Here is a 13007-nt window from a genome sequence, read left to right as displayed (position 1 = left end):
GAGCCGGGAGATGCAAGGGACAGGCAATGAATTTCAGAATAAGGGGGGTTATCGTTTATGCACCGTATCTTTCCAGACTATCCCGAATCCAAACTGCTAATCATCGACGACCAAAAAACGGTTGCGTATATTTTAGCCAAGCTGCTGAATGAAGCCGGCTATGACGATGTCACTTATATCCACGATCCCCGGGAAGCTTTGTCCACCTGCGAACAGCTGAAGCCCGACCTGATCCTGCTTGATTTGACGATGCCTTATTTAAGCGGCTTCGATCTGCTGGAGCTGTTTAAGAAAGAGAAGTCCCAACAATCCATTCCGATTATCGTGCTTACCTCCGATCAGGACCAGGAATCGAAGCTGAAGGCGCTCGCGCTCGGCGCCAGCGATTTTTTGCCGAAGCCGGTCGACCGGGTGGAGCTGCTCGTTCGGATCAAAAACAACCTGGAAATTCGCTACCAGCACAAGCTGCTGGAGCAAAAGGTGGCCGAACGGACGCGGGAGCTGAAGGAAACCCAAATCGAGATTATACAGCGGCTTGTCAAAGCGGCCGAGTACCGGGACAACGATACCGGGGATCATATCGTGCGCATGAGCATGTTATGTTTTCATTTGGCCAAGGCGGCCGGACTGCCGGATGAGGAGTGCGAGCTGATCCGCTATGCCAGCTCGATGCACGATGTGGGCAAAATCGGCATTCCCGACAGCATTTTGCTTAAGCCGGGGAAGCTGACGGACGAGGAGTTCGCCGAAATGAAAAACCATACGCTGATCGGCGGCAAAATGCTGTCGAACAGCGATACGAAAGTTCTGCAAATGGCGGAAGAAATCGCCGTCACCCACCACGAAAGATGGGACGGTTCCGGCTATCCGTCCGGGCTGGCAGGCGAGGCGATCCCGCTCGCCGGTCGCATTACGTCGATTTGCGACGTATTCGATGCGCTGACTTCCATCCGGCCGTACAAAAAGGCATGGCCGCTGGGAGAGGCGATGGAGGAGATCAAGAGGCTCCGGGGCACCCATTTCGATCCGGAGCTCGCCGATATTTTCATCGCCGCGCTGCCGTCCATTATCGAAAGCGATCTGATTTTTTCCCATCTCAAAAAATAGAGCAAAAGCCCATGAGATCATCTTATGGGCTTTTGGTTTGGGATGGCCCCCCGCTGCCGGCATATTTTTTAAAGATCGGCTTCATCTTGGCCACGACATACGAACTGCCGCCCCGGCGTTTGACGTCCTCGACCATAATGGCGACGAGCAGATCGGGACGGCCCGCGTTAAATTCGACGAACCAGCCGTTTTCCTGACCGTCCTCGCCTTTTTTCTGCTTCAGCTCGGCGGTGCCGGTTTTCCCGGCGATCGCAAGGCCGGGGATATAGGCGCCATGGCCGTATCCTTTCGGATCGCTGACCGCCTGAATCAAATATTGCTTGATCAGTTCGGCGGTCTCGGGGCGGACGATGCCCGCTTTCCAAGGTGCCGCCTGCTCTTTGCGCTGCTCCGCCAGCAGCACGGGGGCGATGAGATCGCCTTTGTTTGCGAAGGGGGTATAAGATAGCGCCACATGAAGCACGCTCATCTGCACTTCGCCTTGTCCGTAAGCGGAATCCGCGAGCTGGATATCGCTTTTGATTCCGTCGTTCGCGATTGTGGCGACCTGGAACGGATACGGGATCGGCAGCTTCTCGCCGAAGCCGAACGGAAGCACGCCGTCGTAAAACTTCTTGCCGCCCATATCCAAAGCTTCCTGCGCGAAAAAAATGTTGTCCGAGTTGACGAGCGCGTCGCGCATCGTTTCGCTCGGAACGTCGCGGTCGCGGGTGACGTAGTAGCTTCCCCAAGACGCGTCTTTGGTCCAATGCAAGCCGTCGATGCGCCGAACCTTGTCCGGGGACGATACTTTGGCGTCGAGGCCTGCCGCCGCCGTAATCGTTTTGAATACGGAGCCCGGCGCGTAAAGCTTCGTAAACCGGTTAAACAGCGGTTTGAGCGGGTCGCTGTTCCATTCGTTCCATTTCTCGGCGCTAAGGCCCTGGACGAAGGCGTTAGGGTCGTAGCTGGGGCTGCTGACCAGCGCCAGCACATCGCCGCTTACCAGGTGAATCGCCGCCGCCGCGCCGGCGTCGCCTTTGAACTGCACATAAATGTCCCTCTGCAAGTCGCTGTCGATCGTCACCCGGATCGTCTCGCCCGGCTGCGGCTCCCTGCGCGCAAGCGTCTCCTTGACGTTTCCCTTCGCATCGGTTATAGCGACAACCGCTCCGTCTTTGCCTTTCAGCCTTGCCTCGAAAATTTGCTCCAGCCCCGCCTTCCCGATTTTATCGTCCGGCCCGTAGCCTTGATCCTTCAGCTTGGCGAGCTCCTCCGCATTGATCGTCCGGACGTATCCCGTCAGATGGGCCGCGGCTTCGCCGAGAGGGTAAACGCGGACGCCTTTTTCCTGGAACGAAACGCCCGGAACGCCCTGAAGCGTCTGGAGCATCTTGCTGTCCGCCGGACCGACCGGCACGAAGTAGCCGGGTTTTACCCAGGAAGCGCCGAGCTCCTTGTTAATGTCGTCCACCGTCATCTTCAGCATCCCGGCGACTTGCTCCTTCGTCTGCTCGGCCTGCGCGCCGAGCTCGCCCGGAACGAGTCCGACCATCGTAACAGTGCCGTTTATGGCAAGGCCGCTGCCGCTGCGATCGACGATGGAGCCGCGGGGCGCTTTAAGAGTCTGTGCCGTCACTTTGTCCCCGTCCTTCATGGGCGGAAAAATCAGCGAAGGGTTCCAATCGACGCCCCACACGCTGTTATTGTCTTTGACCAGGCTCATTTGATGGGCGAACTCCACGGGTCCGGCCATGGTCGCCATCTCCGCTTGATACCGGAATTGCGCCTTGTCCCCGGCCGTCTTGGATGCATCCGCCGGCGGGGACGCAGGCAGCTTTTCGACCTTGAGCTGCTTCGCTTCGATTCCGCTGTAGATCGCTTCGTATTTTTGGCCAAACGATTCTTTCGTTATCTTTTCCTTCGAGCCGGGGCTCAGCAGATCGTACATGGCATCGAAATTGCTTTGCTGCCAATAGGAGACGTACTTCTGAAAAATTTGCTCGGCGGTTTCCTTCTTTTGCATCTTCTCGCAGCCGGCCAAAGCGCAGATCAAAACCAGCAGCACTATTCGCTTTTTCATAAATTTCCTCCTGTCGTTCGGAATTCGGATAACCCTTTGCTAACATAAAATATTCCGGCAAGCCGTTCCATCGCTGAGCGGTAACAGATAAGTCACAGGAAGCTGACAATTTGTCTGCGTCATTTTCGAAAAAAATTCAGCGTTTTCGGCGGGGGTGCGGTCGCTTATAATGAAGTTATGCAAGCCGGAACGATTCGTCAGAGGAGGAATCCGAATGAAGCCGATCAAGCTGGGAATGGTAGGCAGCGGAGATATCAGCAACCGGTTTTTCGATCAGGCGGCGAAGCTGGAGCACGTCGAGTTTGCGGCGACGTGCGCAAGGCGCCTCGAAAACGCCGGGAAGAAAGCAAGGACTTATGGGGTCCCGAGGTGGTACGACGATTACCGAAAAATGATGGATGCCGAAGAGCTGGACGCCGTCGTCGTCACGACGCCCCATTCGGTGCATGCCGAAGTGGTGCTGGCAGCGCTGGAGCGGGGACTTCACGTGCTCAACGAAAAGCCGATGGCGACCCGGTTCGACGATTGCCGCAGCATGGTGGAGCTGGCCGAGGAGAAGGGTCTTATTTTCATGAGCCTGCCGTACGACCTGAATCCGGCTTTCACGACTGCGCTGAACTATGTAAACGAGGAAACGATCGGCAAAATTACCGGGGCGGAAGCGCAGCTCAACATCCCCGGGCCGGGGCGCGACAACTGGTATTATAACCGCGAAATTTCGCACGGCGGTGCCGTTCTCGACTGCCTCGTCTATCCGGTCAGCCGCCTCATTACGCTGCTCGGGCCGGCGCGCAGCGTTACGGCGGAGGTAGGGACGCTGATCCCGAACCGCATCGTGGACGGGGGCAAGCGCATACATAGCGATGTAGACGACAACGTGACGCTCATCGTGGAATTTGCCGGAGGGCAGCATGCGGTCATTCGCTCGCTGTGGGGCACCTCCATCAAGCAAAACAATACGCTGATCTACGGGCGCAAAGGAACCGTTGCGCTGAACGACAGCGGGTTCCCGCTTGTCGTTCACTCTCCGCATGCGCCTATCGGGGATGCGGAGCAAGTCGCATGGCGCGGTTATGCCGACTGCTATGCTCCGAGGCTGCTCGACCCGCCGGATTCGGAGCGGGACATCATGAGCCACTTCGTCCACTGCCTGCGCTCCGGCCAGCAGCCTAAGCAGCACGGACGGCTTCAGCTTCACGTGCACGAGGTCCTGTTCGGCGCCTACGAATCCGCGGCCAGCGGACGGCGCTACGAGCTGACCACGACGTTCGAAGCGTGGAACAAGCTGCCGGCCTCAATTTTCGATACGAAAAGCGAATTTATTTAGGCGGCGCCGGTGGCGGGCCGAAGCTCTCACAAAGAGTTTCGGCCCATTTTCAATCTTCGTATGCTAAAATGGAGGCATCATGTCAGACGAGGAGCAAGGATATGACGAATTTCACCGGAAAGGCGATCATCATCGGCGCGGGAATCGGCGGACTGAGCTGCGCTATCGCGCTGCAAAGGGAAGGCTGGCAGGTTGCCGTTTTCGAGGAGAAAAGCTCGTTTGCGGAGGCCGGCGCCGGTATCGCTCTGGCTGCGAACGCGATGAAAGCGCTGGATAAGCTTGGGGTGTCCGGGCGGATTCGCTCGGAAGGAGCGCTGGTCGGCAGGGCGGAGATACGCACCTGGGAAGGCAAGCCGCTGACCGCTCTGCCCGTCTCCGAACAAGCCGGGCGTTACGGGACGCACAGTTATCTCATACACCGGGCCAGCTTGCACCGTATTTTGCTGAACGAGCTGGAGGATAAGGGAACGTTCGTTCGTTTAAACAAAAAGCTGCTTGCGTTTGAGCAGGACGGAAATAAAGCGGCGGCGATATTTGCGGACGGCACCCGGGAGGAAGGCGATTTTCTGATCGGAGCGGACGGGATCCATTCTTCGGTGCGAAAACAACTTTTCGGACCCGACAAGATGCGATATGCCGGGTATGTGGCGCTACGGGGTACATGTTCGTTTAAGGACGAACGGTTTTCGATGGAAGAAGGCGGAGGCTTTGAGGCGTGGGGCCCCGGCAAACGGTTCGGCTGCTCCCGGCTCGGACAAGGCCTCACCTTTTGGTTCGCCGCACTCAATTCCCCCGAAGGAGTCCATATCCCGCCGGCTGAAAGGAAACGAGAGGCACTCCGGCACTTTCGAGGATGGTTCGAGCCGATCGAATCGGTGATCGAGTCCACCGATGAATCGGCCATCCTCGCCCACGATATATTCGACCGCAAGCCCCTTTCAAGGTGGACCCGCGGGCGGGTTACTTTGCTCGGCGACGCCGCGCACCCGATGCTGCCGAACCTCGGTCAAGGAGGCGCGCAGGCGATGGAGGACGCGATCGTTCTTGCGCGTGCGTTACAAGAGCACAAGGTGCCGGAAGCTTTGCAGGTTTACGAAGCAAAAAGGATTCCGCGGACAACGGAGGTTGTTCGGCAATCCAGACGGATGGGACGTTTGGTGCAGCTGGAAAATCCGCTTGCGATCGGAGTGAGAAACGTTTTGCTCAGAGCCGTTTCGCCACGGATGCAGATGCAGCGGCTGCATTGGCTGATCGGATACGAATGTTAAACGATTTTTTTCGCCGATCTTGTCACAAATCGAAATCCCCAAACGACTTAAGGGTAAAACGTTGGGAGGGGATTCGTATGGATCGAAACAAAAGGGATATCGTTGTGGTTGGTGGCGGACTCGGCGGCTGGATAGCCGCCGTTTATGCGGCGAGAGCGGGCAAGCGGGTATTGCTCGCGGAAAAGGCGAATGCGTTCGGCGGAAGGGCGGGGACGGTCGTACGGGATGGCGTGGCGCTTAATTTGGGTGCGCACGCCGTCTACCGGGACGGCGAGCTGCCCGCCATTCTTAAGGAGCTGGGTATCGTGCCGGCCGGCGGCGTTCCCGCTTCAGCAGGCCATGGCGTTTGGAACGGCGGGATCCACACGCTGCCGGGATCGCCGATGTCACTGCTGGCGACACGGATGCTCTCCTGGCGCGGGAAGGTCGAGCTCGGCCGGATCATGGCCAAAGTGAAAAAACTGGACGAAAACCGGCTTCCTGCCGGTACTTTGAGAGAGTGGGCGGAACGCAACATCCGCGAGCCGCAGGCGCGGCACCTCATCTATACGCTTTGCCGGACGGCTTCTTACGCGCACCGGCCGGACATTCAGCTGGCCGGGCCGGTGGTTAGGCAGATCAAGCACGTATTGAACGGTGGTGTGCTTTACGTGGACGGCGGATGGCAAACCATGATCGACAGCCTCCGGAAGACGGCGGAGGCAACCGGAAGAGTCGAAGCCGTGAGCGGGAAAGCCGTGCTGAAGGTGAGCAAAGCGGAACGACTGTATGAGGATTTGGCCGATTCGCCGGAAAACGGCAGGTTCGCGGTGCGGTTCGCTGACGGTGAAACGGTGGTTGCGGATGGAGTCATTTTGGCGGTGCCGCCTGCCGAATGCTGCCGTATCTTCGAAGGCGCGGATCGCACCGTGCTGGAAATATGGCGCAAGCAGGCACGGCCGGTCACGTCGGCTTGCCTTGACCTGGTCATGCGGAAGCTTCCGCGGCCGGACATTCAGTTCGTCATGGGCGTCGATTCGCCGTTTCTGTTTACGAATTTGTCGCGGGCTTCCAAGCTAAGCGATAACGGGCTTATTGCCGTCTCCATGCTCAAATATCACGGCGCCGCCCAGCCGGACGCCGAGCGGGATAGAGCGGACATCGAACGCACGCTCGATTTATTGCAGCCCGGCTGGCGGCAGGAGGTCGTGGGCCGTCAATATTTGCCGAACATGATCGTCGTCCACGATCATCCGCATGCGATGCGCACCTCGATTCCTGGCCCCGCCGTTTCGGAAATGCCGGGGCTCTATGTGGCGGGAGACTGGGCGGGACACCGCGAGCTGCTGGCCGACGCCGCGGCAGCAAGCGCAAAACGCGCCGCCGAGGCTTGCCTTCGCGAGGTATCGCAATATACGGCAGGGGGAGGAAGGAATGGAAGTAGACCAGCTGTATGAAACATATAGACCGCTGTTGTTTTCAATTGCATACCGGCTGCTCGGCAGCGTGACGGAAGCCGAGGATACCGTGCAGGAAACGTTCCTGGCCTGGAGCGAACGAAGCGGCCGGGACGGTGCCCACGCGGAAGCGGTCCGGAACGAAAAGGCCTTTTTGTGCCGGATCGTTACGAATATATGCAATGACCGGATACGAAAGCTGAGCCGGCGGCGGGAAACGTATATCGGCCCGTGGCTGCCGGAACCTCTGATCGAAGATGCCGGCAGCCCGGAGGATGCCTGCATCCGCAAGGAAACGGTCCAAACCGCTTATCTGCTTATGCTGCAGCAGCTGAGCGAAGCGGAGCGGACCGTCTTTGTGCTCCGGGAGGCGTTCGGCTTCAGCTATGACGAAATCGCCGAGATGATGGGCAAAAGCGCTGCGAACTGCCGGCAAATTTACCGCAGAGCCCGGCGCGGAATGCCGGCAAATGCGAAACCCGACGCCGATCCGGCGGTTCGCCCCCAGAGCGAGCGGGCACTGAATATCCTGCTCGAGTTTGCACATTCGCTCGAACGCGGCGACATAGCTCGCACGCTGCAGCTGCTTACGAGCGATGCCGTTCTGCTCTCCGACGGTGGCGGCAAAGTGAAAGCGGCGCTTAACCCGATACACACCCCGGAGCGGATCATCGCTTTTGTCACCGGTACCGCAGCCAAGCTGCCGCCGGAAATCCGCATGTCGATCCGCACCGTCAACGGGCTGCCCGGCTTTGTTTATTCATTGAACGGCGCAGCGGTATATGTCGTTTCCCTCGCAATCGAGGGCGACCGCATTGCGGCAATTTATATGGTTTCGAACCCCGACAAGTTGATTCACTTGAATCGAAATCGCAGGAGTTAATAAAAATTTACTTAAACAGGACTATTTGTGACAATTCTGTGATAAAATCTTGATGGTAAATTTATCACGGAGGGATCGGTATGGGTCCGAGGTTAATTAAAATCGCTTCGCTTTATTTTGTATTCGGCGTGTTTTTCGGCATGTTCATGTCCATCACACATCATCTGGAGTACGGTTCGGTTCACGCACACATCAATCTGGTAGGCTGGGTGTCGCTCTGTTTGGCCGGCTTGATTTACAGCGTATACCCGCAATCGGGAGAAACGAAGCTGGCCAAGACGCATTTTTGGCTGCATAACATCGGTTTGCCGATCATGATGATCGGGCTGGCTCTGCTCGTGAGCGGGGTGGCCGGAACGGAGCCGATTATTGCGGTAGGCGGCACTTTGACGGCGATCGGTGTTCTGCTGTTCGTCATCAATATTTTCAAGACGGTGAACGCGGCGGCTTTCATCGGCAAGACACAAGGCCAAAACAAAACGACATCGCTGTAAGGAAACGTTCAGCAGCGGAAATTGATCGGATGCCCCGGACATCCGATTTTTTTTTTTGCGCGAGAGGAGGGAATGAAAAGGCTTTCTTGCCAACTTCGTCGCTGCATTATAAAATAGGGCTACTTCATAGAATCCGTTATGAACGACATTGTAAGAGGAGAGGTCGCCGGAACACGATGCGCAAATTGATCATGGTATATGTGCTGCTTTTGGCTTGCTTTGCAAGCTATGTCTATTTCGAGTACGTGCGGGTCGCTTCGCCTGGAGCGTGGAACGAACCCAGCCAGGGACTGAAGGGGACCCATAACGAAAAATATGTCCTCGTCACATTTCAGTCGGGCATCGATTATTGGAAAAACGTCCTCAAGGGCTTCGAAGATGCGGCGGAAGCGTTGGACGTATCGGTGGAGTACCGGGGTGCCACGCAATACGACGTACACGAAGAAATTACGGTGCTGGAGCAGGTTATCGCCAAAAAACCGGCCGGCATCGCCGTGACGGCGATCAATCCCGACGAGCTGACGAGTACGATCAACAAGGCGGTCGAGGCGGGGATCCCGGTCGTCCTGTTCGATTCGGGCGCTTCCAAAAGCAAGGCGTATTCGTTCCTCGCGACCGACAATTACAGCGCGGGGGTCACGGCGGCGCGGAAGATGGCGGAGCTGACGGAGCAGCAGGGCAAGATCGCGATCATTACGTCGCCGGGTCAACTGAACCATAAGGAAAGAACGTCCGGTTTCACGGATACGATCCGTTCGGAATTCCCGAACATGCAGGTCGTGGGCGTCGAAAACGGCCAAGGGGATTCCATCGTGTCCGACCAGGCGGCGCGCAAGCTGATGGGCATGTATCCGGATTTGGCGGGTATATTCGTAACGGAAGCCAACGGCGGGGTGGGGGTGGCCGCCGCCGTCAGCGATGCGGGAAAAACCGGAAAACTTAAGATCATCGGCTTCGATACCGACAAAGGCACTCTCGATCTGGTCAAAAAAGGAGCGATCTCCGCCACTTTGGCGCAGGGCACCTGGAATATGGGATATTGGTCGCTGATGCATTTATTCCATTTGAACCATAACAAATCGCAGCAAATCCCGGTTCCGCCCCATGTCGATACAGGCATAACGGTCGTGACGCAAAGCAATGTCGATCAATTTTACGCCAAATGAATTTGAAATCGCCGGGGAGGACGGGGGACGTAAACGATGGCCAGGCTAAAGCTGCCGCTCAGACTGCCGAACATGAACAATTGGCCGATCCGGTACAAGCTGATCGCTCATTTTTTGCTGATCAGCATCTTGCCGTCGATCGGGCTCGGATTTTTGATCGGTTTATCGGTGGAGCGGGTTGTGGAGCGGAATGTCAACGACAATACGCTGCAGCTCATCGATAAAGTGAATAAATCGCTTGATTTTTACGTAAGCAATATGCAAAATATTTCCTACCTGATCTCGGCAAATCCGGAATTCAGGCAGTTTTTGGGCTCGTCCGCGCGGATTCCCGAGAGCGGGCAAGTCCCGATCAGCGAGCTGGACCGCTATAATATGGGCAAGCTGCTGCAGAGCATTTCGTCGCTTTATCCCGAGGTGGCGGGCATTTTGGTCGCCAAAAGCAACGGGGATTATTTCAGCAACGACATGTACGCGCGCACGGATCGGCCGCTGACGGAGGAGTTCTGGTATGCGGAAGCGGTGGCCAACCGCGGCATCTTTAAAAATATCGGCCATCCCGAAGGGCGTAACGTGGCCAGCCATGCGAATTACCAGAAGGACGAGGTCGTCTCGATGGTCCGCGCGATCCTCGATCCGAACACGCAAGGCGTGCTCGGCGTCGTTTTGATCGACCTGAAGCTGCGCGTCATTGCGGAAACCGTCAAAGATGTGCGTCTCGGTAAATCCGGATATTTGATGATCGTCGATAAGTACGGGGAAAAAATATATTCGCCGAGCCATCCGCTGATCGATCAGCTGCCCCGGCAGTGGTTTTCCGACGACGGCGGCAGCGGGGGTATGTTTTTGAAAAAGGTGGGCGGCGAAGAGCTGCAGTTTATTTACCGCAAATCCCCCTTTACCGACTGGACGACGGTAGGCGTATTTCCGGCAAAGGAAACGGTTGCGGAAATCCGGGAAATCCGCCTGTATGTGATCGTGTTCGTCTTTATCGCTTGCGTGCTGGGCATTGCGGCCTCCCATTATTTGTCCTATTCGATCTCGAGGCCGATTCTCAAGCTGACCGATCTGATGCGCAAAGCCGAATCCGGGGACCTCGCCATCCGCAGCGCGGACCGCCGTACCGATGAAATCGGAATGCTCGGCCGCGGGCTCAACCATATGCTCGTTCAGATCCATAAATTGCTGACGCTGACCGAGCAGCAGGAGAAGCAGAAGCGGGAGGCCGAGCTGAAAAGCCTGCAGGCACATATCAAGCCGCATTTTTTATACAATACGCTGGATACGATCCATTGGCTTTCCCGCAAGCGGGGTGCGGACGATGTGGCGGAAATGGTCGCATCGCTGTCGAAGCTGTTCAGGATCGCCTTAAGCCGGGGGAACGAAATGATTCCGCTGGCCGACGAGATCGAACACATCCGCAGCTATTTGAAAATTCAGCAAACCCGTTACCGCGAGAAGCTGCATTACGAGATCGATATGCCCGGCGAGCTCGCGCACCTGCCGGTGCTCAAAATCATTTTGCAGCCGATTATCGAAAATGCGATTTACCACGGTATCAAGGAAAGGCGCGGACCGGGACATATTTACGTTCAGGTGCGGGAAAACGAAGGCCATTTGGAGATTCGCATCGAAGACGACGGCCGCGGCATGACCGCGGACCAGCTGGCGGAGCTCAGCAAGGGGCTCGGCGCGTCATACGCCCGGCTGGAAAAGCAGGACGAGGCGCGCGCACCGGTCGGGTACGGAATTATGAACGTGCAGGACCGGATCGTTCTGTCGTTTGGCGCACCTTACGGGTTAAGCATCGTCAGCGAACCGGGCAATGGAACGGTCGTGACGGTGACGCACCCGATCATTCGCGTTTTTGGAAAGGAGGCCGGCCATGAAGCCGCTGTGGAAAGTGCTCATCACGGATGACGAGCCGATCATCCGCGAAGGGATTCGCGAATCGGTCGATTGGGAGGCGCTCGGCATGCAGGTTGCCGCCGAAGCGGAGGACGGCGAGGAAGCGCTCGAGCTGGCGCTGAAGCACGAGGTGCACCTCGTGCTTGCCGACCTCAATATGCCGATTATGGACGGAATCACCTTCATCAAGGAGATGCGGAACCGGCGTCCCGAGTGCAAGGTGATCATCGTTACAGGCCATGACGAATTTACTTATGCCCAGGAGGCGATTCGTCTCCATGTCGCCGAATACATCCTGAAGCCGGCCGAACCCGAGCAGCTTCGCAAAGTGCTGGAGAAGGTCGGAAAGGAGCTGGAGGACGAATACGCTCAGGAGCAGCATCTGCAGCTGGCATCAAGGCAAATTACGCGGAACTTTCCGCTGCTTCGCGAAAGATTTTGCCTGGAATGGGTGGAAGACCAGTTGGCATCGGAAGAAATTGCGGAACAGCTGCAGTTCCTGCAGCTGCCCGCCGAAAGTCCGCACACCCTCGGCATGATCCGCTGGGCCGAGCCGGGAATGTCGTCGCGGATGATGCCGGAGAAAGATCGGCAGCTTTTTTTGTTTGCGGTGGAAAATATCGCCACCGAATATTTGCTGCCCTGGCGCCATGTTACGTTTCGCGATTCGGTCGATTTGCTGGTATTCCTGATTTGGGGAGACGTGCCTGCGGAAGTATTTTCCCAGATTGACCAATCGATCAAGCGGTATTTGAAAATTCATACGACGCAGCATTTTGAGCCCGTCCGGGGCGGGTTAACCGGCGTTCCCGAAGCTTACCGGCAGGCGAAGTCCGAGCTGTACAAGCAGGCGGTCATCTCTCCGATCGCGCGGAGGGCGAAACAGATCATTCTGGAGCAATACGGCGATAAGGAGCTTTCTCTGGAGCGGACGGCGCAGATGCTGCAGGTGTCGCCCGTCTATTTGAGCCGCGTGCTGAAGCAGGAGCTCGGCTCGACCTTTGTGGCGCTGCTGACCGAAACACGGATCAAAAAGGCGATTCAGCTGCTCAACGCAAGCGATCTGCCGATCCACGAAATCGCCGAACGCGTCGGCTACGATACGCAGCATTATTTCAGCACCGCCTTCAAAAAAGCGACGGGCGTATCGCCCCTCCAGTACCGGCGCGGCGGCTTGGAACCGCAGCCGACCGGCGAGTAGCGCGCCTTCCCTGACATCCCGCATCCGCCCGTGAGCGAATGCGGGATGTTTCCTTTGTCATCCGTTATAGGCGGAGCGCCACCAACAAATCCACCGTTCGTAAAATAAAAAGCGCCGGTTTAACTTTTACACGTTAAACTAGCGCTTTTTTTGCC

Annotated in this window: 10 protein-coding genes; 9 read left to right on the top strand and 1 reads right to left on the bottom strand. The window is 57.0% G+C overall.

The genetic code is table 11. The annotated features are described in order from the left end of the window. The first annotated feature begins 57 nt into the window (after positions 1 to 57). Entirely contained in the window at positions 58 to 1107 is a 1050-nt protein-coding gene (locus MYS68_RS17220) for an HD domain-containing phosphohydrolase (RefSeq protein ID WP_248927016.1), read from the top strand. A 22-nt stretch (positions 1108 to 1129) separates the two neighbouring features. Here MYS68_RS17220 and MYS68_RS17215 read toward each other — a convergent pair whose 3' ends face one another. Then, on the bottom strand, positions 1130 to 3169 hold the full coding sequence (locus MYS68_RS17215) for a penicillin-binding transpeptidase domain-containing protein (protein WP_248927015.1): 2040 nt from the start codon (positions 3167 to 3169) through the stop codon (positions 1130 to 1132). A gap of 214 nt (positions 3170 to 3383) precedes the next feature. Between MYS68_RS17215 and MYS68_RS17210 the strand changes: the two genes are divergently transcribed. The 8 genes from MYS68_RS17210 (at position 3384) to MYS68_RS17175 (ending at position 12852) form a co-directional block, all read left to right on the top strand. Beyond that, a complete protein-coding gene (locus MYS68_RS17210) occupies positions 3384 to 4496 on the top strand; it encodes a Gfo/Idh/MocA family protein (protein WP_248927014.1) in 1113 nt (370 codons plus the stop codon). A gap of 101 nt (positions 4497 to 4597) precedes the next feature. Continuing rightward, entirely contained in the window at positions 4598 to 5764 is a 1167-nt protein-coding gene (locus MYS68_RS17205; protein ID WP_248927013.1) for an FAD-dependent oxidoreductase, read from the top strand. A gap of 77 nt (positions 5765 to 5841) precedes the next feature. Further along, positions 5842 to 7200, top strand: coding sequence for an FAD-dependent oxidoreductase (locus MYS68_RS17200; protein WP_248927012.1), 1359 nt, complete (start codon positions 5842 to 5844; stop codon positions 7198 to 7200). Further along, positions 7178 to 8083 (top strand): RNA polymerase sigma-70 factor, encoded by a 906-nt coding sequence (locus MYS68_RS17195; protein ID WP_248927011.1) that lies wholly within the window; start codon positions 7178 to 7180, stop codon positions 8081 to 8083. The genes MYS68_RS17200 and MYS68_RS17195 overlap by 23 nt, the downstream gene beginning before the upstream one ends. An 80-nt stretch (positions 8084 to 8163) precedes the next feature. Further along, the gene (locus MYS68_RS17190; RefSeq protein ID WP_248927010.1) at positions 8164 to 8577 is read left to right on the top strand and encodes a cytochrome-c oxidase; all 414 of its coding nucleotides are present in this window, start codon (positions 8164 to 8166) and stop codon (positions 8575 to 8577) included. A 176-nt stretch (positions 8578 to 8753) separates the two neighbouring features. Beyond that, positions 8754 to 9743 carry a substrate-binding domain-containing protein gene (locus MYS68_RS17185; RefSeq protein WP_248927009.1) on the top strand — a complete coding sequence of 330 codons (990 nt, stop codon included), beginning with the start codon at positions 8754 to 8756 and terminating at the stop codon, positions 9741 to 9743. A gap of 36 nt (positions 9744 to 9779) precedes the next feature. Continuing rightward, positions 9780 to 11663: a cache domain-containing sensor histidine kinase gene (locus MYS68_RS17180; RefSeq protein ID WP_248927008.1), complete on the top strand. Its 1884-nt coding sequence runs from the start codon at positions 9780 to 9782 to the stop codon at positions 11661 to 11663. Continuing rightward, positions 11629 to 12852, top strand: a complete 1224-nt coding sequence (locus MYS68_RS17175; RefSeq protein WP_248927007.1) for a response regulator — start codon at positions 11629 to 11631, stop codon at positions 12850 to 12852. Before MYS68_RS17180 ends, MYS68_RS17175 begins: the two co-directional genes overlap by 35 nt. Positions 12853 to 13007 lie beyond the last annotated feature (155 nt).

Origin of the sequence: Paenibacillus hamazuiensis, from assembly GCF_023276405.1 — a bacterium.
Lineage (GTDB): Bacteria > Bacillota > Bacilli > Paenibacillales > NBRC-103111 > Paenibacillus_AF > Paenibacillus_AF hamazuiensis.
Note: the sequence above shows the minus strand (reverse complement) of the source record. Positions and strands in the feature narration are given on the sequence as shown.

Bases quoted from the DNA above. Each gene is read 5' to 3' on its own strand.
- MYS68_RS17185 (WP_248927009.1), top strand. From the start codon at position 8,754: ATGCGCAAATTGATCATGGTATATGTGCTGCTTTTGGCTTGCTTTGCA.
- MYS68_RS17195 (WP_248927011.1), top strand. From the start codon at position 7,178: ATGGAAGTAGACCAGCTGTATGAAACATATAGACCGCTGTTGTTTTCA.
- MYS68_RS17215 (WP_248927015.1), bottom strand. From the start codon at position 3,169: ATGAAAAAGCGAATAGTGCTGCTGGTTTTGATCTGCGCTTTGGCCGGC.
- MYS68_RS17210 (WP_248927014.1), top strand. From the start codon at position 3,384: ATGAAGCCGATCAAGCTGGGAATGGTAGGCAGCGGAGATATCAGCAAC.
- MYS68_RS17205 (WP_248927013.1), top strand. From the start codon at position 4,598: ATGACGAATTTCACCGGAAAGGCGATCATCATCGGCGCGGGAATCGGC.
- MYS68_RS17180 (WP_248927008.1), top strand. From the start codon at position 9,780: ATGGCCAGGCTAAAGCTGCCGCTCAGACTGCCGAACATGAACAATTGG.
- MYS68_RS17190 (WP_248927010.1), top strand. From the start codon at position 8,164: ATGGGTCCGAGGTTAATTAAAATCGCTTCGCTTTATTTTGTATTCGGC.
- MYS68_RS17220 (WP_248927016.1), top strand. From the start codon at position 58: ATGCACCGTATCTTTCCAGACTATCCCGAATCCAAACTGCTAATCATC.
- MYS68_RS17175 (WP_248927007.1), top strand. From the start codon at position 11,629: ATGAAGCCGCTGTGGAAAGTGCTCATCACGGATGACGAGCCGATCATC.
- MYS68_RS17200 (WP_248927012.1), top strand. From the start codon at position 5,842: ATGGATCGAAACAAAAGGGATATCGTTGTGGTTGGTGGCGGACTCGGC.